Annotated in this window: 22 protein-coding genes; 11 read left to right on the top strand and 11 right to left on the bottom strand. The window is 68.9% G+C overall.

Going from position 1 to position 22360, the window contains the following annotated elements:
- Positions 1–49 precede the first annotated feature (49 nt).
- Complete coding sequence (locus tag BFF94_RS17585; RefSeq protein WP_059233593.1) at positions 50–1813, bottom strand: acetolactate synthase 3 catalytic subunit; 1764 nt, start codon at positions 1811–1813, stop codon at positions 50–52.
- 352 nt (positions 1814–2165) lie between these two features.
- Here BFF94_RS17585 and BFF94_RS17590 point away from each other — a divergent pair, with 352 nt between their 5' ends.
- The 11 genes from BFF94_RS17590 (at position 2166) to BFF94_RS17640 (ending at position 11659) form a co-directional block, all read left to right on the top strand.
- Positions 2166–2729 carry an RNA polymerase sigma factor gene (locus tag BFF94_RS17590; RefSeq protein ID WP_128844254.1) on the top strand — a complete coding sequence of 188 codons (564 nt, stop codon included), beginning with the start codon at positions 2166–2168 and terminating at the stop codon, positions 2727–2729.
- Complete coding sequence (locus tag BFF94_RS17595) at positions 2726–3157, top strand: DUF3619 family protein (protein ID WP_219139590.1); 432 nt, start codon at positions 2726–2728, stop codon at positions 3155–3157. The genes BFF94_RS17590 and BFF94_RS17595 overlap by 4 nt, the downstream gene beginning before the upstream one ends.
- Before the next feature lie 26 nt (positions 3158–3183).
- Positions 3184–3945: a DUF3106 domain-containing protein gene (locus BFF94_RS17600; RefSeq protein ID WP_219139591.1), complete on the top strand. Its 762-nt coding sequence runs from the start codon at positions 3184–3186 to the stop codon at positions 3943–3945.
- Between the two features lie 5 nt (positions 3946–3950).
- Positions 3951–4457: an RDD family protein gene (locus tag BFF94_RS17605; RefSeq protein WP_128843541.1), complete on the top strand. Its 507-nt coding sequence runs from the start codon at positions 3951–3953 to the stop codon at positions 4455–4457.
- 224 nt (positions 4458–4681) lie between these two features.
- Positions 4682–5620: a UDP-2,3-diacylglucosamine diphosphatase gene (locus BFF94_RS17610; RefSeq protein WP_128843540.1), complete on the top strand. Its 939-nt coding sequence runs from the start codon at positions 4682–4684 to the stop codon at positions 5618–5620.
- Positions 5621–5649: 29 nt separating this feature from the next.
- Positions 5650–6684 carry a glycosyltransferase family 4 protein gene (locus tag BFF94_RS17615; RefSeq protein WP_128843539.1) on the top strand — a complete coding sequence of 345 codons (1035 nt, stop codon included), beginning with the start codon at positions 5650–5652 and terminating at the stop codon, positions 6682–6684.
- Entirely contained in the window at positions 6681–7217 is a 537-nt protein-coding gene (locus tag BFF94_RS17620; protein ID WP_128843538.1) for a diacylglycerol kinase, read from the top strand. The genes BFF94_RS17615 and BFF94_RS17620 overlap by 4 nt, the downstream gene beginning before the upstream one ends.
- Before the next feature lie 205 nt (positions 7218–7422).
- Entirely contained in the window at positions 7423–8181 is a 759-nt protein-coding gene (locus BFF94_RS17625) for a TetR/AcrR family transcriptional regulator (RefSeq protein ID WP_128843537.1), read from the top strand.
- Positions 8178–8759: an LOG family protein gene (locus tag BFF94_RS17630; RefSeq protein WP_219139592.1), complete on the top strand. Its 582-nt coding sequence runs from the start codon at positions 8178–8180 to the stop codon at positions 8757–8759. The genes BFF94_RS17625 and BFF94_RS17630 overlap by 4 nt, the downstream gene beginning before the upstream one ends.
- Before the next feature lie 22 nt (positions 8760–8781).
- The gene (locus tag BFF94_RS17635; protein ID WP_128843536.1) at positions 8782–9543 is read left to right on the top strand and encodes an SDR family oxidoreductase; all 762 of its coding nucleotides are present in this window, start codon (positions 8782–8784) and stop codon (positions 9541–9543) included.
- Positions 9544–9772: 229 nt separating this feature from the next.
- Positions 9773–11659, top strand: coding sequence for an ArnT family glycosyltransferase (locus BFF94_RS17640; protein ID WP_219139593.1), 1887 nt, complete (start codon positions 9773–9775; stop codon positions 11657–11659).
- A gap of 183 nt (positions 11660–11842) precedes the next feature.
- Here BFF94_RS17640 and BFF94_RS17645 read toward each other — a convergent pair whose 3' ends face one another.
- From BFF94_RS17645 to kdpC, 10 genes are all read right to left on the bottom strand, one after another.
- On the bottom strand, positions 11843–12460 hold the full coding sequence (locus tag BFF94_RS17645) for a DUF924 family protein (protein WP_128843535.1): 618 nt from the start codon (positions 12458–12460) through the stop codon (positions 11843–11845).
- Positions 12457–13188 carry an alanyl-tRNA editing protein gene (locus BFF94_RS17650; RefSeq protein ID WP_128843534.1) on the bottom strand — a complete coding sequence of 244 codons (732 nt, stop codon included), beginning with the start codon at positions 13186–13188 and terminating at the stop codon, positions 12457–12459. Before BFF94_RS17650 ends, BFF94_RS17645 begins: the two co-directional genes overlap by 4 nt.
- A gap of 105 nt (positions 13189–13293) precedes the next feature.
- Positions 13294–13704, bottom strand: coding sequence for a group II truncated hemoglobin (locus BFF94_RS17655; protein WP_219139594.1), 411 nt, complete (start codon positions 13702–13704; stop codon positions 13294–13296).
- 43 nt (positions 13705–13747) lie between these two features.
- Positions 13748–16309: an ABC transporter permease gene (locus BFF94_RS17660; RefSeq protein ID WP_219139648.1), complete on the bottom strand. Its 2562-nt coding sequence runs from the start codon at positions 16307–16309 to the stop codon at positions 13748–13750.
- Between the two features lie 50 nt (positions 16310–16359).
- Positions 16360–16977: a DUF4126 domain-containing protein gene (locus tag BFF94_RS17665; RefSeq protein ID WP_128843884.1), complete on the bottom strand. Its 618-nt coding sequence runs from the start codon at positions 16975–16977 to the stop codon at positions 16360–16362.
- A gap of 205 nt (positions 16978–17182) precedes the next feature.
- The gene (gene sugE / locus BFF94_RS17670; protein WP_069747437.1) at positions 17183–17503 is read right to left on the bottom strand and encodes a quaternary ammonium compound efflux SMR transporter SugE; all 321 of its coding nucleotides are present in this window, start codon (positions 17501–17503) and stop codon (positions 17183–17185) included.
- A 146-nt stretch (positions 17504–17649) separates the two neighbouring features.
- Positions 17650–17931, bottom strand: coding sequence for a DUF333 domain-containing protein (locus tag BFF94_RS17675; protein WP_128843885.1), 282 nt, complete (start codon positions 17929–17931; stop codon positions 17650–17652).
- Between the two features lie 153 nt (positions 17932–18084).
- A complete protein-coding gene (gene kdpE / locus BFF94_RS17680) occupies positions 18085–18783 on the bottom strand; it encodes a two-component system response regulator KdpE (protein WP_128843886.1) in 699 nt (232 codons plus the stop codon).
- Positions 18776–21619, bottom strand: coding sequence for a DUF4118 domain-containing protein (locus BFF94_RS17685; protein ID WP_219139595.1), 2844 nt, complete (start codon positions 21617–21619; stop codon positions 18776–18778). Before BFF94_RS17685 ends, kdpE begins: the two co-directional genes overlap by 8 nt.
- A 153-nt stretch (positions 21620–21772) precedes the next feature.
- A complete protein-coding gene (kdpC, locus tag BFF94_RS17690) occupies positions 21773–22354 on the bottom strand; it encodes a potassium-transporting ATPase subunit KdpC (RefSeq protein WP_128843887.1) in 582 nt (193 codons plus the stop codon).
- Positions 22355–22360 lie beyond the last annotated feature (6 nt).

Here is a 22360-nt window from a genome sequence, read left to right on the forward strand (position 1 = left end):
CCGCCCTTCGTGAAGGCGGCCGCATCGGACTCAAGCGCGCGTCGCGCCGTTACAGATCTTCCGATCCGAGCAGCATCTCGGTGATGCCCTTGCCGGCCTGTACCATCGGCCAGACGTTTTCGGTCGGATCGGTCTGGAAGTCGAGAAACACGGTGCGGTCCTTCAGGCGCAGCGCTTCCTTCAGCGCCGGCTCCACATCCGAAGTCTTTTCGATCCGCATGCCGACATGGCCATACGCTTCGGCAAGCTTCACGAAATCGGGCAGCGCATCCATGTACGAATGCGAATAGCGCTTGCTGTATTCGATCTGCTGCCACTGGCGGACCATGCCGAGGTAGCGGTTGTTCAGCGAAATGATCTTCACGGGCGTGTCGTACTGCAGGCAGGTCGACAGTTCCTGGATGCACATCTGGATCGAGCCTTCGCCCGTGATGCACAGCACGTCGTCGTCCGGGTGCGCCATCTTGACGCCCATCGCTGCCGGCAGGCCGAAGCCCATCGTGCCGAGGCCGCCGGAGTTGATCCAGCGACGCGGCTTGTTGAAACGGTAGAACTGCGCCGCCCACATCTGGTGCTGGCCGACGTCCGAGCACACGAACGCATTGCCGTCCGTCAGCTCCCACGCCTTCTCGACCACGTACTGCGGCTTGATGATCTCGCTTTCGCGGTCGAACTTCAGGCAGTCCTTCGAGCGCCAGCCCTCGATGTCCTTCCACCATTGCGCGAGCGCCTCGGTGTCGGGGCCATGCTCGGCCGTCTGCAGTTGCTCGATCAGCTCCTTCAGCACTTCCTTCACGTCGCCGACGATCGGGATATCGACCTTCACGCGCTTCGAGATCGACGACGGGTCGATGTCGATGTGGATGATCTTGCGCGGACGCGACGCGAAGTGCGCCGGGTCGCCGATCACGCGGTCGTCGAAGCGGGCACCGATCGCGATCAGCACGTCGCAGTGCTGCATCGCCATGTTCGCTTCGTAGGTGCCGTGCATGCCGAGCATGCCGAGGAATTTCTTGTCCGACGCGCGATAGCCGCCGAGGCCCATCAGCGTGTTCGTCACCGGGTAGCCGAGCAGGTCCGCGAACTGGTTCAGTTCACGCGACGCGTCGGCGAGGATGATGCCGCCACCGGTGTAGATATAAGGACGCTTCGCCGTCAGCAGCAGCGACACGGCCTTGCGGATCTGGCCCGAATGGCCCTTCGTGACGGGGTTGTACGAACGCAGCGACACGCTCTTGACGGGCTCGTACTGGCACGGCGTCTTCGAGATGTCCTTCGGGATGTCGATCAGCACCGGGCCCGGACGGCCGGTGCGGGCAATATAGAACGCCTTCTTGACGGTTTCCGCGAGGTCGCGCACGTCCTTCACGAGGAAGTTGTGCTTCACGCACGGACGCGTGATGCCGACGGTGTCGCACTCCTGGAAGGCATCCTGGCCGATCGCAGCCGTCGGCACCTGGCCGCTGATCACGACCATCGGGATCGAATCCATGTACGCCGTAGCGATGCCGGTCACCGCGTTGGTGACACCGGGGCCCGACGTCACGAGGCAGACGCCGACATTGCCGGTGGAACGCGCATACGCATCGGCTGCGTGCACGGCCGCCTGTTCGTGGCGCACCAGCACGTGCTGAATCTTGTCTTGCTTGTAAAGCTCGTCGTAGATGTAGAGAACCGAGCCGCCGGGGTAGCCCCAGATGAATTCGACGTTTTCGTCGGCCAGTGCCTTCATGAGCACGGTGCCGCCGATGGAGTCGCTATCGGGAGGGGAAAGGGGTTCCGACGTGGAGAATTCCGCGCTGGGCATGTTCATTTTGACCTTTCGAATTTTCGGCAAAAAATTGATCGGGTGCTCTCTGCCGGGCTTGTGGCTCGGGTTCAAGCGGCGCGTCCAGTTTGAAGGGCGGGCTTCTTGGGCCAGCCTCAAATGAGACCATCACTTCATGTTGCGAATCGCTGACGATAGCGGGTCGCGAATGGGTCGTCAAGCAAAATATCCCGCAGCGCATCATGCGCGCCGCCCGGCACCCCGCCACCGCGGCTCGCGCGCAACGTGCGACGGCCAACCCGGTCCCAAGTGGCACGAAAATTTGATAGCATCCGCGGGTTTTACGAAATTTTTCGACCTTTCACACGCCGCAGCCCGCAGCGCATACCTTTACGGAATGGCATCAGACAAGGAACTCGCCGACTTTCTGGCGGGCGTCGAAAGGCGCGCGTTCAAGCAGGCTGCATACGCCGTGCGCGACGACGATGCGTCGCTCGACATCGTGCAGGACGCGATGATCAAGCTTGCGGAGAAGTACGGCGACCGGCCCGCGGCCGAGCTGCCGCTGCTTTTTCAGCGGATCCTGCAGAATACGATCCACGACTGGTTCCGCCGGCAGAAAGTCCGCAACACCTGGGTTACGCTCTTCTCGTCGCTGAACAATACCGACGACGACGACTTCGACCCCCTCGAAACGCTCGAATCCGCGGACGACAACGCGGGCGTCGAGAGCAGCGAGCACCGCCTCGAAAGAGAGCAGGTTCTGGCCCTGATCGACGAAGAAATCCAGAAACTTCCGGCGCGTCAACGGGAAGCGTTCCTGATGCGTTATTGGGAGGATATGGATGTCGCCGAGACTGCCGCCGCAATGGGGTGCTCCGAGGGCAGTGTCAAGACGCACTGCTCACGAGCCACCCATACCCTGGCACACGCGCTCAAGGCCAAAGGAATCACGCTATGAGCTCCACTCCCGCAAACCGAGAACACGAATTCGCGCTGAAGGTGCGCCGCGCGCTGGACGAGCGCGCGGCCGCACTGCCTGACGCGACCACCGACCGTCTGGCCGTCGCCCGCCGGGCCGCGCTCGCGCGCAAGAAGCCCGAAGCCGCGACCGCGCCGGTGTTCGTGCCGGCCTTCGCCGGCGCGGCCGGTGCATACGGCATGGCGCCCGCGAGCCCCCCGCAGGCCGGCCCGTCGTTCGCGCGCCGCCTGCTGCGTGCGTGGCCGCTCGCGTTGCTGCTCGCGGGGCTCGTCGGCATCGCCTACTGGGAAGACATGCAGCGCACCGCCGAACTCGCCGATATCGACGCGGCGATGCTCAGCGACGACCTGCCGCTCAACGCGTATCTCGATCACGGGTTCAACGCGTATCTTTCGCGCGCTCACTAACAGACAATAACGAGGGGATCGCACGGGTGAGTCAGAAGCGCGGCCTGGCCGTTTTTTTCGGATGCGTGATCGCGATCGCCGTTTCCTACGTCGCCACGTATTCCCGATTCCACCCGCCTCCCGCGACGACCGTCGCCGCGGCCAGCAGCCCTGCCGCGCCCGCATCGGCCGCGACCGGGACGACCACCGAACTCCCGCCGCTGCCACTGCCGCTGCCGGCCGCTACCGGCCCGCTGTCGTGGGCGCGCCTCACGCCGGCGCAGCACGCGGCACTCGCGCCGTTCGCCGACCAGTGGGACGGCTTCAGCGACGCCCGCAAGCGAAAATGGCTGAAGATCGCATCGCGTTTCGCGAAATTGACGCCGGATGACCAAAAGCGCCTGCAGGACCGGATGACCGAATGGGCGAAGATGACGCCCGAGCAGCGCCGCGTCGCGCGCGAGAACTACCAGAGCGCGAAGGAGCTGTCCGCGCAGGCGCGCGAGCGCGCGTGGAAGGCTTACCAGCAACTCCCCGAGGAGCAGAAGGAACGTCTCGCGGCCGCCGAGCGCCGCCGCCGGCCTAGCGTCGTCAGCGCGCCGCCGACCGTCGCCGACCGTGACGTCCGCCGCCTCGTCAATTCGCACGAACACCCGGCAAGCGGCGCGGCCACCGCACCGGCACCCGCATCGGCCGGCGCCGCCGCGCTGCCGGCGCCCGCGTCGTCGACGGCCGGCACCGCGTCCGCGCCGGCCGCCGTGGCGCCGGTGTCGCCCGCCGACGCGCCTTCGCTGTTCAAGGGCTCCTGAGCGGCGTGGCGAACGCCCGCGCACCCGACACCCCGGCCGCCGCGCCGTCCGTGCGGCGGCGCGTTGCCGCGCTGCTCTACGAAGGCGTGCTGCTGTTCGGCGTCGTGTTCTTCGCCGGGCTCGCGTTCAGCCTCGCGACGCAGCAACGCAACGGCCTCGTCCATCACAACCTGCTCGCCGCGTGGATCGCGCTCGTCGTCGGCGCGTACTTCGTCTGGTTCTGGACGCACGGCGGCCAGACGCTGCCGATGAAGACCTGGCGGCTGCGGCTCGAATCGTCGAGCGGCCGGCCGCTGAGCGCCGGCCACGCGCTCGTCCGCTATGCGCTCGGCTGGCTGTGGTTCCTGCCGCCGCTCGCATTGCACCCGCTCCTCGGCCTGTCGGTACCCGTCACGCTCGCGCTCACCGCCGCGTGGATCGCCGCGTGGGCCGGCGCCGCCCGGCTGCATGCCGGCCGCCAGTTCCCGCACGACCGGATCGCACGCACGCGCGTCGTCGCCATACCGCGCTGACGCGCCGCATTCGCCAGACGAAAACAGCTCGCCCGAGCTTCTCCCCCGCCATCTGACGCACTGCCGGACAGCCGCCGACCGTTCAGTTCGGCAGATTACACAACGCCCTTTCATTTACTGCTAAACACCCTGCAGCGGTCGTAATAAGAACGTCTCGTGACTGTCACGGCACAGTCACGCCCGCATGGCGGAATGCCGGTAATGTCAACCGGCGCGAGTCATGCATGGGTCAGAAAACGTCTGCGACCTCCCTGTTCCGTCACCCCCTCGGCGCCCGCACCGCCACAGCCTTCCTGTCCGGTTCGGCCGTAACCGACGGCCTGGCGTCGCAAGAGCCGCCTGCCGGGCACGTCACGCAGCACGATGACCCCGACCCGTCCACCCACCGCTACCGCACCATCTGGCTGTCCGACATCCACCTCGGCTCCAGCGGCTGCCAGGCGCCGTACCTGCTCGACTTCCTGCGCCACAACGATTCGGAATACCTGTACCTCGTCGGCGACATCATCGACGGCTGGCAGCTGAAGAAAGGCTGGTACTGGCCGCAGGCGCACAACGACGTCGTGCAGAAGATCCTGCGCAAGGCACGCAAGGGCACGCAGGTCGTCTACATCCCCGGCAACCACGACGAGGGCGCGCGGCAGTTCTGCGATCTCGCGTTCGGCGACATCCAGGTGCGCGGCGAGGCATTCCACACGACGCTCGCGGGCAAACGTTTGTGGATCGTGCACGGGGACCTGTTCGACGGCGTGATCCAGCACGCGAAATGGCTCGCGTACCTCGGCGACACGCTCTACACGCTGATCCTCGTGCTGAACCGCTGGTTCAACCGGATCCGCAGCCGGCTCGGCTTCCAGTACTGGTCGCTGTCGCAGTACCTGAAGCACCAGGTCAAGAACGCGGTCAACTTCATCTCGCAGTTCGAGACCGTGATGACCGACGAGGCGCGCCGCCGCGGCTGCGACGGCGTCGTGTGCGGCCACATCCACAAGGCGGAGATCCGCGACATCGACGGCGTGCTGTACTGCAACGACGGCGACTGGGTCGAAAGCCTGTCCGCGCTCGTCGAAACGATGGAAGGCGAACTGAAGATCGTCTACTGGACGGTGATGCGCACCGCGCCGTCGGAGACCACGTCGCGCAAGGCCAAGGCCACTGCCTGACACAACCCTACTTACAGGACAAAGCCGCGATGAAGATCATGATCGTCACCGACGCGTGGGAACCGCAGGTCAACGGCGTCGTGCGCACGCTGAAGAGCACGTCGCGCGAACTCGTCGCGCTCGGCCACCGCGTCGAACTGCTGACGCCGCTGGAATTCCGCACGGTACCTTGCCCGACCTACCCCGAGATCCGCCTGTCGATCCTGCCGTACCGCAAGCTGCGCGCGCGGATCGACGCATTCGCGCCCGACGCGCTGCACATCGCGACCGAAGGCCCGCTCGGCCTCGCCGCGCGACGCTACGCGCGCTCGCGCAAGCTGCCGTACACGACCGCGTATCACACGCGCTTTCCGGAATACGTGCAGGCGCGCTTCGGCATCCCGCTGGCCGCGACCTACCGCTTCCTGCACTGGTTCCACGGCCCGTCGCTCGCGGTGATGGCGCCGACGCCGGTCGTCAAGCAGGACCTCGAGAAATTCGGCTTCACGAACGTCGTGCTGTGGACCCGCGGCGTCGATCTCGACGTGTTCCGGCCGATGGAATCGAAGGTGCTCAATACCGCGCGGCCGATCTTCCTGTACGTGGGCCGCGTCGCGATCGAGAAGAACGTCGAAGCATTCCTGCGCCTCGACCTGCCCGGTTCGAAGTGGGTCGCGGGCGAAGGCCCCGCGCTCGCGGAGCTGAAGTCGCGCTATCCGGAAGCGAACTATCTCGGCGTGCTGTCACAGGCCGAGCTCGCGAAGGTGTATGCTGCGGCCGACGTGTTCGTGTTCCCGAGTCGCACCGACACGTTCGGCCTCGTGCTGCTCGAGGCGCTCGCCTGCGGCACGCCGGTTGCCGCGTATCCCGTCACGGGCCCGATCGACGTGCTCGGCGAAGGCGATGCCGGCGCGATGCACGAGGACCTGCAGGAAGCCTGCCTCGAGGCGCTGAAAATCGAACGCGAGACTGCGCGCGCCTGGGCGGAACGCTTCTCGTGGCGCGCGGCGTCCGAGCAGTTCGCGTCGCATCTGAAGCCGCTGCCGAAGACCGCGTACTCGCCAGCCGAAGGTGCCGCCGTTTGAAACGAGACCTGAACGACAAGACCCTGCCCCCCGCCGCGCCGCAGCAACGGCACCGCCCGTTCGACGAGGACGAGCCGCACGCCGAAGCGGACGTGCACGCGCACGAACCGCTCGGCCCCGACGATCAACTGACGCCGCTGCCGCCGAACCCGTACAAGCGCCACCGCGGCATCACGCGCGCATGGTACGCACTCAAGCATTCGCTGAACGGCTTTCGCGTCGCGATCCGCGAGGAGAGCGCGTTTCGCCAGGAGCTCACGCTCGCCGCGCTGATGCTTCCTATCGGCGCCTTCGCGCCGGTGCCGGCCGCGTCGCGCGCGCTGCTGATCGGCTCGGTGCTGCTCGTGCTGATCGTCGAGCTGCTGAACTCGAGCGTCGAGGCCGCGATCGACCGCATCTCGCTCGAGCGCCACGAACTCTCCAAGCGCGCGAAGGACCTCGGCAGCGCGGCCGTGACGGTCGCGCTGTTCGCATGCGTGACGACGTGGGGCTTCGTGCTCGGCCCGGTCGTCGCACGCTGGCTCGGCTTCTAGACGGCAGCCCGGCGGACGCCTTTCACGCGGCCCGCGTGCGGCGCTGCACCATGCGCCGCGCGGGACCGCGATCACGAAATGCCCCGATGTCGCGAAACCGCGGTTTATAATCGTCCGCTAGACATAGAACAGCAACCCGCGCCGGACGAATCACGCAGCATCGATTGCAGCGCCCGCCAGTCCGGCACACACAGGGCCGGACGACATGGAAGCGAAACCTCCCCGCCGCACCCGCGAACGGATTCTCGAGTTGTCGTTGAAACTCTTCAACGAGATCGGCGAGCCGAACGTCACGACCACGACGATCGCCGAGGAAATGGAAATCAGTCCAGGCAACCTGTACTACCATTTCCGCAACAAGGACGACATCATCAACAGCATCTTCGCGCAGTTCGAGCAGCAGATCGAACGGCGGCTGCGCTTCCCCGAAGATCATCGTCCGACGATCGACGAAACCTGGTCGTACCTCCAGTACATGGCCGATTTCATGTGGACCTACCGGTTCCTGTATCGCGACCTCAACGACCTGCTCGCCCGCAACCGCACGCTCGAGACGCACTTCAAGCAGATCATCAGCCACAAGGTGCGCTTCGCGCGCGACATGTGCGAACTGCTCGCGTCCGACGCCGAACTGGTCGCGACGCCCGCCGAGATCGAAGTCATCGCGACCAACATGGCCGTCATTTCGACCTACTGGCTGTCGTATCAGTACGTGATGCATCCGCGCAAGTACAACGACCAGGATGCGATCCGCGAGGAATTGCACCAGGTCAGCATGCACGTGATCTCCGTGATGGCGCCGTACCTGCGCGGCCGTTCGCGCCAGTTGTTCGACGATCTGGTCTCCGGCAAGCTGCCCAAGCGCCAGTTCACCGACTACCTGCCGCCGCGCGACGGTTCGCCGCGCCCCGCCGGCAGCCCGGTCGCCAGTGGGCAAGCCCCCGCCAAGGACGCCAAGCAATGAAGGCGGTCTGCGTTTACTGCGGCTCGTCGTCCGGCGTGCGGCCCGTCTATGCCGACGCCGCGCGCGCATTCGGCCGCGCGCTCGTCGCCGCGGGCCTCACGCTCGTCTACGGCGGCGGCCGGGTCGGCCTGATGGGCGTGATCGCCGACGAAGTGATGGCGGCCGGCGGCCGTGCGGTCGGCGTGATCCCCGAACTGCTGGTCGACAAGGAAGTCGGCCATACGGGGCTGTCGGAACTGCACGTCGTGCCCGACATGCACCACCGCAAGAAAATGATGTCCGACCTCGCGGACGCGTTCGTCGCGATGCCCGGCGGCGCCGGCACGCTCGAGGAACTCTTCGAGGTCTACACGTGGGCGCAGCTCGGCTATCACCGCAAGCCCGTCGCGATCTACAACATCGATTCGTTCTACGATCCGCTGATCGCGCTGCTGCGCCATACGGTCGACGAGGGCTTCATGCGCCCGGCCTATTTCGACGCGCTGTGCGTCGAATCGGAACCCGTCGAACTGCTCGAGCAGTTGCGTCGCTACCAGCCGCCCGCCCGCGACAAGTGGGCGCCCGACGCGGCGAAGTAACCCTCGACGGAACCCGCACGCCATGACTGCACCGTCCAGCCGCAAGGCCGTCCTCATCACCGGCGCGAGCCGTGGCATCGGCCGCGCGAGCGCCGTGCTCGCGGCCGAACGCGGCTGGGACGTCGGCATCAACTACGCGCGTGATGCGGCAGCGGCCGAATTCACCGCGCAGGCCGTCCGCGATGCGGGCGGCCGTGCGTGCATCGTCGCGGGCGACGTCGCGAACGAGGCCGACGTCGTCGCGATGTTCGACACCGTCACTGCCGCATTCGGACGCCTCGACGCGCTCGTCAACAACGCAGGCATCGTCGCGCCGTCGATGCCGCTCGCCGACATGCCGGCCGACCGGCTGCGGCGGATGTTCGACACCAACGTGCTCGGCGCGTACCTGTGTGCGCGCGAAGCCGCGCGCCGGCTGTCCACCGACCGTGGCGGCCGCGGCGGCGCGATCGTCAACGTGTCGTCGATCGCGTCCCGGCTCGGCTCGCCGAACGAATACGTCGACTACGCGGGCTCGAAAGGCGCGGTCGACTCGCTGACGATCGGTCTTGCGAAGGAACTCGGCCCGCAGGGCGTGCGCGTCAACGCGGTGCGCCCCGGCCTGATCGAGACCGAAATCCACGCGAGCGGCGGCCAGCCGGGCCGTGCGGCCCGCCTCGGCGCACAGACGCCGCTCGGCCGCGCGGGGGAAGCGCGGGAGATCGCCGAGGCGATCGTCTGGCTGCTCGGCGACGCGGCGTCTTACACGACCGGCGCCCTGCTCGACGTCGGCGGCGGCCGGTAATCCCGCACTGCGGCGCATCAAAAAATCGCGCCAGAGACGAGCGTCGTCACGGCACCACAAATCTCCACAATTCCGTGGCAAAATTCGGTAAACGTCCGTAAGAATTCCGTGATCTACTAGCGGACATTCAGACAGGTGTCATAAACACCCGTCCTTTGCCCCCTGATGTGGCCCTTATCGGTCCTGCCCAAGTCGCCGGACCCGCTCGACTCGACCCGAGATCCTTTCCATGCCCGGAACCGCAGCGCCCAGCCGGCGACGCACGTCTGTGCCCGCGCCGGCCCAGCACACCCGCTCGACCGCCGACCTCACCGCGACGCCCGACGCCGCCGGCACGCCTGTCGCGGCCTCGACCGCTGCAACCCGCACCGCTCGCGAACGCTCGCTCCTGCTCGGCTGGCGCGCGTGGTTGTTCGTCGCCGCGCTGGTCTGCGCGTATACGCTGCCGGGCGTGCTCGGCCACGATCCGTGGAAGCAGGACGAAACCTACACGTTCGGCATCATCCAGCACATGCTCGAGACCGGCGACTTCGTCGTGCCGACCAATGCCGGCCTGCCGTTCATGGAAAAGCCGCCGCTTTACGCGTGGGTCGCGACCGGCCTCGCATGGCTGCTGCAGCGCGTGATGCCGCTGCATGACGCGGCACGGCTCGCAAGCGCGCTGTTCGCCGCGCTCGCGTTCGGCTTCATCGCGCGCGCGGCGCGCGTCGCCAGCCGCGCGGACACCTGGTTCGACCTGCGCGTGATCGGTCCCGTCGTGCTGAGCGCGGGCACGCTCGTCGTCATCAAGCACATGCACGACATGATGACGGACGTCGCGCTGTTCGCCGGCACGGCGATGGGCTTCTGCGGGCTGCTCGAACTCGTGATGCAGCACGTCACGCGCGCGCAGCAGATGCGGCACGGGCTGCCGGTCCGGTCGTCGGGCCGCTGGGCCGCGCCGATCTTCGGTGCGGGCGTCGGCATCGCGCTGATGACGAAGGGGCTGTTCGTGCCGCTCGTGTTCGCGGCCACGCTCGTCGGCACACTGGTGCTCTACCCGGCCTGCCGCACCCGCTCGTTCGCGCGCTCGCTCGGCGTCGCCGCGCTCGTGTTCGCGCCGTTCGCGTTGATCTGGCCGACCGCGCTGTTCCTGCGCTCCGAGACGCTGTTCATGACGTGGTTCTGGAATAACAACGTCGGCCGCTTCTTCGGTTTCTCCGTCCCCGAACTGGGTGCGGAAAACGACAAGCCCTTCTTCATCCTCCGCGCGTTCCTGCTCGTCGGCTTCCCGGTCGCGCCGCTTGCGATCGTCGCGCTCGCGCGCGGTGCATGGCGCGACTGGCGCACGCCGCGCATCGCGCTGCCCGTGCTGTTCGCCGGCGTCGGGCTCGTGGTGCTGCAAGTGTCCGCGACGTCGCGCCAGCTCTACATCCTGCCGTTCTTCGCGCCGCTCGCGCTGGTCGCCGCGCAGGCGATCGAACGCCTGCCGCGCCAACTGCATCTCGCGTGGGATTACCTGAGCCGTATCCTGTTCGGCACGGCCGCCGCGCTCGCATGGGCGATCTGGGCGGTGATGGCCAACCCGGCCACATCGCGCGCGGATCTCGCGCTACTCGGCCGCTGGCTGCCGCTCGACTGGACGATGCCGATCCGGCCCGCGCTCGTGATCGGTGCGCTCGCGCTGACGGCCGGCTGGCTGGCGCTGCTGCCGAAGCTGCGCACGACGGGCCTCTGGCGCGGCGCGCTGTCGTGGGGCGCAGGCGCACTCGTCGCCTGGGGGCTCATCTATACGCTGCTGCTGCCGTGGCTCGACATCGCGAAGAGCTACCGCTCGGTGTTCGACGACCTGAACGCGCATCTCGCGCTCGAATGGAACGACGGCGACTGCATGGCGAGCCTGCACGGGCTCGGCGAATCGGAAGCGCCGATGCTGTACTACTTCTCCGGCATCCAGCACACGCCGATCAACGACGCGAAGACGACGCGCTGCACGTGGATGATCGTCCAGGGCGTGCGGGCCGTCGATCCGGCGCCCGGCAGCGAATGGAAACTGTTCTGGACGGGCGCGCGCCCGGGCGACAACGAAGAACTGCTGCGCGTCTACGTGCGCACGCCCGAACAGCATCTGCAGTGATGCAGGACGGCGCGCCGCGCCGTCCTGCCTGTCTTCATGTCCGGCGAAGGTTGAGAACCGCCGCCTGAGCGGTGCGCAAGCTCCACGGGATGCGCGCCGCCGGCCGGTTTCCCCCGCCGCCGCGGCACCCGCGCGAATCCGCGGGCTCGCCCCCTCCCCCGCGTCACGCCACTGCCCGGATCGTCAGAACGATGAACCGGGCTCGCGAAGAAACCCGGCCTCCTCATCGGTCGATGCACGGCCGAGAATCGCGTTCCGGTGCGGGAAGCGGCCGAAGCGTTCGACAATGGCCGCGTGCAGCAGCGCAAAGCGGTGATAGCTCTCGCACCCTGCCTCGTCGTGAATGCCCGCGCACAGGCGCACGGCCTCGCGCTGGCTTTCGACCGACTCGTCGTGCTCGAACGGCAGATACGCGAACGCGCGGTGATGCCCGCTCGGCAACTGCGCGTCCCAGCCGGCCGCGACGACGCGGCGCGCGAGCACAAGCGCCTTCGGATCGGCGGCAAACGCGCGCGGCGTACCGCGATGGATGTTGCGCGAGAACTGGTCGAGCACGACGATCAACGCAAGCGCGCCCGACGGAGAACCGACCCAGTGATCGCATGCGCCGTCGCACGCGGCGTCGAGCAATGCGCCGTAACGCGTGCGCAGCACGTCGTCGAACGCCGCGCCGCCGTTGAACCAGATCTTGCGCGCCTGCCCGAACTCCGCCGAGCCCGGCTCGCCGAACCAGAAATCCAGAATCTCCCGCGCGTGCGGATCCAGTGCCGCCGCGCCTGGCACCCCGGTGTCGATCGTCATGCAAACTCCAGTACGAGGCGCCGTGTGCGCGCGCTCTTCTTTTCCAGTTTCGCCACCCGCAGCCCGCCGATTTCGGACGTGTTGCGCACATGCGTGCCGCCGCACGGCTGCAGGTCGACCTGTTCGATGCGCAGCAGCCGCACGCGGCCGAGGCCCATCGGCGGCTTCACGCTCATCGTGCGCACGAGTTCGGGCCGCTCGGCCATCTCGTCGTCGGTGATCCATTCGGTCGTGACCGGATGCGCGCCGACAACCAGGCCGGCGAGGCGCCGCTCGACGTCGTCGCGGTCGATCGCTTCGGACGTCGCGAAATCGAGCCGCACGTAGTCGGCCGTCACGCTGCAGCCGTCGACCGCATACGGCAGCACCGCGCACATCAGGTGCGCGGCCGTATGCAGGCGCATGTGCCGGTAGCGGCGCAGCCAGTCGATCTTCGCGACCACGCGCGTGCCGGGCGCGAGCGTCGCGACGCGCGCCTCCTGCCCCGGTGCGGGCACATGCACGGCGTCGTCGGGCGTCGCGCCGTCGAACTTGGCCTTGCGCGTATCGGCGATCGCGATCGTGCTGCCGTCGGGCAGCGTCAGCGTGCCGGTGTCGCCGGCCTGGCCGCCGCCGAGCGGATAGAACACGGTGCGGTCGAGCCGGATGCCGTCGTCGCCGACGGCCTGCACGACCGCATCGCATTGCGTGAGGTACGCGTCTTCGCGAAACAGCGCTTGTGTCGTCATCGGGCAAGCCTCGTAATCGATGGGGGAAACGGCCAGTGTCGCGCCGCGCGGCGCGCGCGCCCAGACGCAGATCGTCCCGTTCGCGGGCAGCGGCGTACCGGTCGGTCAACCGGGCCGGTTACGCATCCAGTCGGCCGTATCGTAGAACGAATGCATGAGCCGCTCGCGCAGCGGCTCGGGCAGCCCGATGTCGTCCATCGCCCACGCCATGCAGCGCAGCCACTGGTCGCGCTCGACCGACGCGATCGGGAACGGCAGGTGCCGCGCGCGCAGCCGCGGATGGCCGAACCGGTCGATGTAGTGGTCGGGGCCGCCGAGCCAGCCGCACAGGAACCAGAACAGCTTGTCGCGCGAACCGTCCAGCAACGCCGGGTGCAGCGCGCGAATCTGCGCGAACTCCGGCTCGAGGTCCATCAGGTCGTAGAAGCGGTCCACCATTTCGCGCACGCGGGCTTCGCCGCCCACGAGCTCGAACGCCGTCGGCTGCGACGGCGCATCGTCATTCACATCGGTCATACGGATAGTCGGAAAACAGGATCTTCGGGGCCGCCGGCGACGCTCATGCGTCGCGCAGCGACTGCAGCGCGGGGCGCCGCAACACATTATGCAGGCTCAGCCAGCCGGCCGCACCGGCGCACACGATGCCGGCCGCGATGCCGGCCGGCACGAGCCACGGATCGACGGCGAGCTGGAAATCGAACACGCGCGACGCGAGCACCCAGCCGACCGCGATCGCGCCCGCCGACGCCAGCGCGCCGGCCAGCGCGCCGACCACGACGAATTCCGCGCGCTGCACCGCGTTGACCTGCGCGCGCGACGCGCCGAGCGCGCGCAGCAGCGCGGCCTCGCGCACCCGCTCGTCGCGCGAGCCGGCGAGCGCCGTGTACAGCACGAGCACGCCGGCCGCGAGCGTGAACACGAACAGGAACTGCACCGCGCCGACCACCTGCAGCATCATCCGCTGCAACTGCGCGAGGATCGGCGCGACGTCGATCGCGGTCAGGTTCGGGTAGCGCGCGATCAGCGGATCGAGCAGTGCGGCGTCCGATGCCGGCAAATGGAAGCTCGTCAGGTAGACGGCCGGGAAATCCTTCAGCACCGGCGGCGGCATCAGCACGAAGAAGTTGACGCGGAACGAGCCCCAGTCGAGCTTGCGCACGCTCGTGATCGGCGCGTCGACCGTCAGCCCCGTCACGTCGAAGCGCAGCGTGTCGCCCGGCTTCACGTTCAGCGTCTTCGCGAGGCCGGCCTCGATCGAGATCTGCGGCGTGGCCGCGGTGCCGAACCAGTCGCCTTCGACGATCCGGTTGTCGGACGGCAGCTCGGTCGTATAAGACAGGTTGAACTCGCGGTCGACGAGCCGGCGCGCCTCGTCGGACGGGTAGGCATCCGGATTCACCGGCTTGCCGTTGATCGCGACGAGCCGGCCGCGCACCATCGGCTCGGGCGCCGCATCGCGCACGCCGTGCGCGGCCAGATAGGCCGCGACGTCGTCGCGCTGGTCGGGCTGGATGTCGATCAGGAACTGGTTCGGCGCATCGGGCGGCGTCGACTGCTGCCAGCCCGCGACGAGGTCGTTGCGCGTGATCGCGATCAGCAGCAGGCACATCAGGCCGAGCGCGAGCGCTGTAATCTGCAGCGCGCTCGCCGTGCCGCGCCGGTGCAGCGACGCGAGCGCGTAGCGCCAGCCGACGCCCGCGGCCACGCGTGCGTTGCGCACCGCGCGTGCCGCCGCAAACAACACGAGCCGCGCGATCAGCGCGAAACCGACCAGCGCACCGGCGAAGCCACCCGCGACGATCAGGCCGAGTTTCAGGTTGCCGGCGGCCACGATCAGCAGCCCCGCGAACAGCACGACGCCGACCGCATACGCGGCCCACGCGGTGCGCGACGCATCGCCCCACTCGCGCCGCAGCACCCGCACCGGCGGCACGCGCGTGAGCGGCACGAGCGGCGGCAGCGCGAAGCCGAGCAGCAACACGAGTGCGGCGCCCACGCCGATCAGCGCCGGCCATAGCGTGGGCGGCGGCAGCACGACGTCGATCAGGCCGCCGAGCGCGGCCAGCAACGCCCAGTGGCCGCCATAGCCGAGCACCGCGCCCACGGCGCCGGACACGATCCCGAGGCCGGCGAATTCGAGCGCGAACAGCGCGCCGAGCGTGCGGCGGCTCACGCCGAGGCAGCGCATCGTCGCGCAGCCGTCGAGATGGCGCCGCATGTAGCGCTGCGCGGCCATCGCGATCGCGACCGCCGCGAGCAGCGCGGTCAGCAGCGCGACGAGCGTCAGGAAATGGCGCGCGCGATCCAGCGTCTGCCGCACCTGCGGCTGGCCTTCCTGCAACGACTCGAGCCCGACGCCGCGCAGTTTGCCGCCGTCGACGCGCTCGTGCGCAAAGGCTTCGAAGCGCTCGACGGCCTGCTGGTCGCCGGCGACCAGCAGCCGGTACGTCACCCGGCTGCCGTAGCCCGTGAGCCCCGTCGCGGCGAGTTCGTCCGCGCGCATCATCAGCCGTGGCGAAAAATTGACGAACGAAAAACCGCGATCGAGTTCGCGGGAGATCGACGCGGCAACCGTGAACGTGCGCAGCCCGACACGCACCGTATCGCCCGCCTTCAGGTGCAGCGCGTCGAGCAGCGCGGGATCGGCCCACACGGTGCCGGGCGCGGGAATGGCGGCCGCCTTCTGCGCGGCGGCGGCGCCCGCCGGCAGGATCTCGACCGCGCCGCGCAGCGGATACCCGGGCGACACGGCCTTCACGGCCGCGAGGCGCGAAGGCGCCGCGTCGGCCGCCTGCCCGGACGCGGCGGACGCGATCATGCTCGGGAAAATGGCGGTCGTCGCGGTACGCAGGCCGAGCGCGCGGGCCTGCCGGTCGAACGACGGATCGACAGGGTGATCCGCGCGCACGACGAAATCGGCGCCGAGCATCTGGCGCGCGTCGCGCTCGAGCCCCTGGCGCAGCCGGTCGGCGAGAAAGCCGACACTCGTCAGCGCCGCGACCGCGAGCACCAGCGCGAGGACGAGCAGCGTCAACTCGCCCGCGCGCCAGTCGCGCGCGGTCATCCTTGCGGCCTGGCGGATCAGGTCGCGCAGGCCGAAGCGGCCGGCATGCGCGGGCATGTCATGGCCGGGTTGCCCGGCCGGCGGCTGCGCCGCGTGTTGCGGCCCCTTCAATCGTGCTTCCCCCCGATCGAGTTGAGCCGCGACACCATGTGGTTCGCCATCCCGCGAAACCCGCCCGACACGCCGCGCCACAGGCGCGGGAGCGCCCATGCCGAAGCCGCGATGAAGGCGGCGAGCAGCACGAGGAACGCAAGCGGAACGAAGAACGCGAGCACGAGCCCGCCGACCACGAGGCCATCCTCGGTCGACGACGCGACCCAGTTCGAAATCGGTTCGGGAGACAGGTTGATCAGCGCGCGCGTGCCGGCCTTTGCCACGTGCGCGGCGCCGGCAAGCGAGCCGCCGGCGAGCCCCGCGACCGCCAGCATGGTCGGATCGGCATGGCCGAGCGCGCCGGCGGCGAGCACGGCGCCGGCCGGGATGCGGATGAAGGTATGCACGGCATCCCACAGCGAGTCGAACGCGGGGATCTTGTCGGCAAGGAATTCGGTGACGGCGAGCACGGCGGCGGCGCCGATGACCCACGGCGACATCAGGACGGCAAGCGTGTCGGGCAGATGGAGCCAGCCGAACCGCGCCAGCACGCCGGCGATCAGTACCGTCAGGTACAGGCGCAGCCCGCTCGCCCACGCGAGCCCCGCGCCGAGCGAAATGGCTTCGATCATGGCCCTCTCCTTGCACTTTCCGTGCGCTTTGCCGATTGATCGGATCGGGTCGGACAGATCGGCCGCGCGGCGCGTGGCAACCGGCGCCGCGTGCCGCGAGAGGCACAACGGCATTCAGGCCCGAATGCGTTCCATTATAGACAGGCTATCCGGGCGGCCGGGCAATTCCGCAGTGCGGCCCCCCGCACGCGCCCGGGGGCCGGCGTCAGGCGGCCGACGACAGCTTGAGGCCGATCAGCCCCGCGACGATCAGCGCAGCGCTCGCGACGCGCGCGACGGTGAGCGCCTCGCCCATCATCACGATGCCGAACACGAACGCGCCGACCGCGCCGATGCCCGTCCACACCGCGTACGCGGTGCCGAGCGGCAACTGGCGCATCGCGACCGCGAGCAGCCCGAAGCTGGCGAGCGCCGTCACGATCGTAAACACCGACGGACCGAGTCTCGTGAAGCCGTCCGACGATTTCATGCCGGCCGCCCAGGCCACTTCCAGCAAACCGGCGATCAACAACAATACCCACGCCATCTCGACGTACTCCGTATCGGATGGGGCCGTCCCCGTTGAAGCGAATGACCCGGGGTCGTCCCCGGGCGGCGCCGAGTATAACAAGATGCTTACGGACGCGCGGCGCACGGCCGGGGCCGATCCGGGGCTCGATCGGCCGGGCCCGATCAGTTCGACACGCGCTTCGGCGCGACGCCGCCGACGCAGCGGTCGTCGCGGTACAGCGCCCATTCCTCGCACGTGCGGCCGTCCTTGAACACGCACATCCCGACCTGCCCGCTCGACAGGTTGCGGATCATATGGCGGCCGCCGAGCTTCTCGCAGTTGACCGACGCGGGATTGGCCAGCGCCACCTGGGCGGGCGGTTGTTGCCCCGGCGGCAGCGGTTGGGCGAACGCGCCGGGCGCAGCAAGCGCCAGCGCACAGATAACGACCGGACGGACAGACATTGCACGCTCCTCGTTTTCGTTCGCGGAACGGTCAGGATAACGGGGAATGTTCGGCCGGTGTGCAACGCCGGCACCGGCCGCGAGACTGTCGCGCCGGCGCAACCCTGCGGGCGCGGCGCCGTGCCCACACGTGCCGTCGCCGGGCGCTGCCCGTCACGCGGCGCCGACGAGCCGGTAGCCGACACCCGTCTCGGTGACGATGTACTCGGGCTGCGCCGGGTCGAACTCGAGCTTCTGGCGCAGGTGCGCCATGTAGATGCGCAGGTAGTGATGGCTCTCGACGTGCGACGGCCCCCACACGTCGCGCAGCAGCTGACGGTGCGTGAGCACGCGCCCCGCGTGCCGCACGAGCGTCGCGAGCAGCCGGTATTCGAGCGGCGTCAGGTGCACGATCTCGTTGTCGCGCCACACCTGGCGCAGTGCGAGATCGACGGTCACGGTGCCGAAGCTCACCTTCGGCGACTCGTTCGCGCCGCCCTGGTTGCGGCGGCGCAGCTGTGCGCGGATCCGCGCGCGCAGCTCGGACACGCCGAACGGCTTGGTCAGGTAATCGTCGGCGCCCGCGTCGAGCGCCGCGACCTTCTCTTCCTCCTGCGTGCGTGCGGACAGCACGATCACCGGCACCTCGGACCAGCCGCGCAGCTCGCGGATCACGTCGAGGCCGTCGGTGTCGGGCAGGCCGAGGTCGACGATCACGAGATCGGGCTTGCGCGTCGCCGCGTCGATCAGCCCCTGCTTGCCTGTCTCGGCCTCGTACACCGCGATGTCCTCCTCTTCGAGCGCGGCGCGCACGAAACGGCGAATCTGCTTTTCGTCCTCGATCAGGACGACGGTCAGGCTGGGTTCACTCATGGTCTGGCAATGACTCGGATGGGGACGATGCGCCCGGCACGTCGGATTCGTCGTCGGGCACGGCGGGCGGGGCCGGCGGCGTCTCGACCGGCAGCGTGAACCAGAAGCGCGCGCCCGTCACGCGGCCGTCGGGCGCGGTGCGGTTGAGCGCACCGATTTTACCGCCGTGCGCCTCGACGATCGCGCGGCAGATCGCGAGGCCGAGCCCGATGCCCGGCGTCGCCGATTCCTTCTCGCCGCGCGTGAACTTGTCGAAGATCCGCGTTTCCATGCCGGCCGGCAGGCCCGGGCCGAAATCGTCGACGTGCACGCGTACGAACGGCAGCCCGTCGTCGGTCACGCGCTCCGCGCCGATGTCGAGCGACGTGTCGGGCGGCGTGTACTTCGCCGCGTTCTCGAACAGGTTGGCAAACAGGCGCTCCATCAGCACCGCGTCCATCTGCAGCAGCGGCAGGTCGGCCGGCAGCGCGACACGTGCGTGATGGCGCGCGAGCACGCGCTTGCACGCGGCGAGCGCGGCGCCGACGGTCTCCTCGAGCAGCGACCACTGGCGCTTGAGCTGCAGGCTGCCGGCCTGCAGCCGCGCCATGTCGAGCAGGTTCGTGACGATGCCCGTCATCCGCAGCGCCTCGTCGTGGATCGCGTCGACGAGCTCGCCCTCGCGCTGCGCGACGCGTTCGGCCGCCGCGGCGTCGCCGCCCTGCGCGGCCGCGCGCCCGCTCGCGAGCATCGACGAGAAGCCGACGATCGTCGTGAGCGGCGTGCGCAGGTCGTGCGAGATCGCCGACAGCAGCGAGTTGCGCAGCCGCTCGGACTCCATGTTGACGAGCGCGTCGCGCGCGATCTCGACGTAGTGCACGCGCTCGAGCGCGAGCGCGATCTGCGCGGCGAACGCGTCGAGCATCCGCTGCTGCTCGGGCACCTCGAGTTCGTGCGGCTCGCGCGACGCGACCGCGAGCACGCCGCGCGTGCGCATCGGCGCCTTCAGCGGCAGGTACAGCGCAGCCGTCGCAGGCAACGTATCGGTGCCGCGACCGGCCGGCTTCTGCTGGTCGTACACCCACTGGCCGACGTCGCTGTCGAGATCGGCGCCCGTCAGCGTGACGGCCGCATCGGGCTCCTCGATCTTCTGCCGCACCTTGTCGGCGCTGTCGGGCAGCAGGAACGCGACGCGCGCGCGGAACACCTCGCCCACGTGACGGCTGCCGATCTCGACGATCTGCTCGGTCGTCAGCGCCGCGCCGAGCTCGCGCGCCATCGCGTAGATCGCGCCGGTGCGGCGCTCGCGGCGCTGCGCGATGCTCGCCTGGCGCGTCAGCGTCGACGTCAGGTGGCTGATCACGAGGGACGTCAGCAGCATCCCGAAGAAGGTCAGCAGGTATTGCGTGTCGCTGACCGAGAACGACATGCGTGGCGGCACGAAGAAGAAATCGAATGCGGCCACCGACAGGAACGACTGCAGCACGCCCGGGCCGCGCCCGAGCCGCACGGCCGAGAACACCACGCCGAGCAGGTACAGCATCACGAGGTTCGTGAGGTCGAGCCGCTCGGACACGAGGCTTGCGACGATCGTGATCGCCGCGCAGATCGCGGCCGCGTACGCGTAGTGCCGCGGCGGCGAACGGTGCGTGCCGAACCGCGCGAACGCATCGCGCCAGTCGCGGGCGCGCGGGTCGAGCGGCGCGGCGCGCGCCTCGTCGCTCGCGGATGCGCGGATCAGCATCAGGTCGACGTCGCCCGCGCGTTCGGCGAGCTTTTCGCCGAACGGCCGCGCGAAGCGGCGCACGAGCCCGGCCTTTTGCGAGCCGCCGGCGACGACCTTCGACACGTTGCGCACCGTCGCATAGCCGATCAGCGCGGCAACCGCATCGGCGCCGGCGAGCGTGGCCGTCTCCGCGCCGAGCTCGGCCGCGAGCTTCAGCGCGTCGAGCGTGCGCTGCCGCTGCGCGTCGGGCAGCCGCTGCAGGCGCGGCGTCTCCACATACACGGCGATCCAGTCGGCCTTCAGGCTCGCGGCGAGCCGCGCGGCCGCGCGCACGAGCGTCGGCGCTTCGGCGCCGGGCCCGACGCACACGAGCAGCCGCTCGCGCGCCTGCCAGATGCGCTGGATCGAACGATCGGCGCGGTATTCGCGCATCTGCGCGTCGACGCGATCGGCCGTGCGCCGCAGCGCCAGTTCGCGCAGCGCGATCAGGTTGCCCTTGCGGAAGAAGTTACGCACCGCGCGCTCGGCCTGTTGCGCGAGATAGACCTTGCCGTCGCGCATCCGCTCGAGCAGCTCCTCGGCCGGCAGGTCGACGAGCGTCACTTCGTCGGCCGCGTCGAACACGCGGTCGGGCACGGTCTCCCACACGCGGATGCCGGTGATCGCGCCGACCACGTCGTTCAGGCTTTCGAGGTGCTGGACGTTGACGGTCGTATATACGTCGATGCCCGCGTCGAGCAGTTCGTAGACGTCCTGCCAGCGCTTCAGGTGGCGCGCGCCCTGCACGTTCGAGTGCGCGAGTTCGTCGACGAGGATCAGTTGCGGCTGGCGGGCGAGCGCGCCGTCGAGATCGAATTCGGCGAGCGTGCGGCCGCGATAGTCGATGCGCGCGAGCGGCAGCACGTCGAGGCCGTCGAGCAGCGCGGCGGTTTCGCCGCGGCCGTGGGTCTCGACGATGCCGACGACGACGTCGACGCCTTCCTGCCGGCGCTGGCGCGCGGCCTGCAGCATCGCATAGGTCTTGCCGACGCCGGCCGATGCGCCGAAGAAGATCTTGAGCTGGCCGCGCCGCTGCTTTTCTTCGTCTCGCTGCAGCTTGTCGAGGAGTTGGTCTGGATCGGGACGGTTCATGCGTCGGGAAGGCGGAGCGCCCGGATGCGCGCGAGTACCAGCATTGTTGTTCCAAATCGCCGCAAAAGGCAAAGACGGCGCATGCGCCGTCGGGAAAAAACGCGCCCGGCACGGATCGGGCCGCGCCGGACGCCGGTTGCCGCGCGCGATGGATTAATGCGCGGCCTGCGCCGCGTCGAGCGCGAGGTTCAGCTTCAGCACGTTCACGCGCGGCTCGCCGAGCACGCCGAACTGGCGGCCCTTCGTGTTCGCGGCGACGAGTTGCGCGACCGCGTCGGGCGCCAGGTTGCGCACCTTCGCGACGCGCTCGACCTGGTACGCGGCGGCGGCCGGCGTGATCTCCGGATCGAGGCCGCTCGCCGACGCCGTCACGAGATCGACCGGCACGGGCTTCGACATGTCGGTGCCCGCGTCGCGCAGCGCGGCGATGCGCCCCTTCACCTGGTCGGCGAGCGACGGGTTCAGCGGGCCGAGGTTCGAGCCGCCGGAGCCGGTCGCGTTGTACGGCATCGGCGCCGTGGCCGACAGCCGGCCCCAGAAGTACTTCGGCGCATCGAACTGCTGGCCGATCAGCGCGGAGCCGACCGCCTTGCCGCCCTGCTCGATCAGGCTGCCGTTCGCCTGCGACGGGAACACGGCCTGGCCGAACACGGTCATCACGGCCGGGTAAGCGAGCCCCGTCACCACGGTAAGCACGACAAAGAGCACGACGAGCGGACGAATCAACGTTTTCATGATGTT

The organism is Burkholderia catarinensis, from assembly GCF_001883705.2.
GTDB lineage: Bacteria > Pseudomonadota > Gammaproteobacteria > Burkholderiales > Burkholderiaceae > Burkholderia > Burkholderia catarinensis.

Bases quoted from the DNA above. Each gene is read 5' to 3' on its own strand.
- BFF94_RS17585 (WP_059233593.1), bottom strand. From the start codon at position 1,813: ATGAACATGCCCAGCGCGGAATTCTCCACGTCGGAACCCCTTTCCCCT.
- BFF94_RS17590 (WP_128844254.1), top strand. From the start codon at position 2,166: ATGGCATCAGACAAGGAACTCGCCGACTTTCTGGCGGGCGTCGAAAGG.
- BFF94_RS17595 (WP_219139590.1), top strand. From the start codon at position 2,726: ATGAGCTCCACTCCCGCAAACCGAGAACACGAATTCGCGCTGAAGGTG.
- BFF94_RS17610 (WP_128843540.1), top strand. From the start codon at position 4,682: ATGGGTCAGAAAACGTCTGCGACCTCCCTGTTCCGTCACCCCCTCGGC.
- BFF94_RS17615 (WP_128843539.1), top strand. From the start codon at position 5,650: ATGAAGATCATGATCGTCACCGACGCGTGGGAACCGCAGGTCAACGGC.
- BFF94_RS17625 (WP_128843537.1), top strand. From the start codon at position 7,423: ATGGAAGCGAAACCTCCCCGCCGCACCCGCGAACGGATTCTCGAGTTG.
- BFF94_RS17630 (WP_219139592.1), top strand. From the start codon at position 8,178: ATGAAGGCGGTCTGCGTTTACTGCGGCTCGTCGTCCGGCGTGCGGCCC.
- BFF94_RS17635 (WP_128843536.1), top strand. From the start codon at position 8,782: ATGACTGCACCGTCCAGCCGCAAGGCCGTCCTCATCACCGGCGCGAGC.
- BFF94_RS17640 (WP_219139593.1), top strand. From the start codon at position 9,773: ATGCCCGGAACCGCAGCGCCCAGCCGGCGACGCACGTCTGTGCCCGCG.
- BFF94_RS17645 (WP_128843535.1), bottom strand. From the start codon at position 12,460: ATGACGATCGACACCGGGGTGCCAGGCGCGGCGGCACTGGATCCGCAC.
- BFF94_RS17650 (WP_128843534.1), bottom strand. From the start codon at position 13,188: ATGACGACACAAGCGCTGTTTCGCGAAGACGCGTACCTCACGCAATGC.
- BFF94_RS17655 (WP_219139594.1), bottom strand. From the start codon at position 13,704: ATGACCGATGTGAATGACGATGCGCCGTCGCAGCCGACGGCGTTCGAG.
- BFF94_RS17660 (WP_219139648.1), bottom strand. From the start codon at position 16,309: ATGCCCGCGCATGCCGGCCGCTTCGGCCTGCGCGACCTGATCCGCCAG.
- BFF94_RS17665 (WP_128843884.1), bottom strand. From the start codon at position 16,977: ATGATCGAAGCCATTTCGCTCGGCGCGGGGCTCGCGTGGGCGAGCGGG.
- sugE (WP_069747437.1), bottom strand. From the start codon at position 17,503: ATGGCGTGGGTATTGTTGTTGATCGCCGGTTTGCTGGAAGTGGCCTGG.
- BFF94_RS17675 (WP_128843885.1), bottom strand. From the start codon at position 17,931: ATGTCTGTCCGTCCGGTCGTTATCTGTGCGCTGGCGCTTGCTGCGCCC.
- kdpE (WP_128843886.1), bottom strand. From the start codon at position 18,783: ATGAGTGAACCCAGCCTGACCGTCGTCCTGATCGAGGACGAAAAGCAG.
- BFF94_RS17685 (WP_219139595.1), bottom strand. From the start codon at position 21,619: ATGAACCGTCCCGATCCAGACCAACTCCTCGACAAGCTGCAGCGAGAC.
- kdpC (WP_128843887.1), bottom strand. From the start codon at position 22,354: ATGAAAACGTTGATTCGTCCGCTCGTCGTGCTCTTTGTCGTGCTTACC.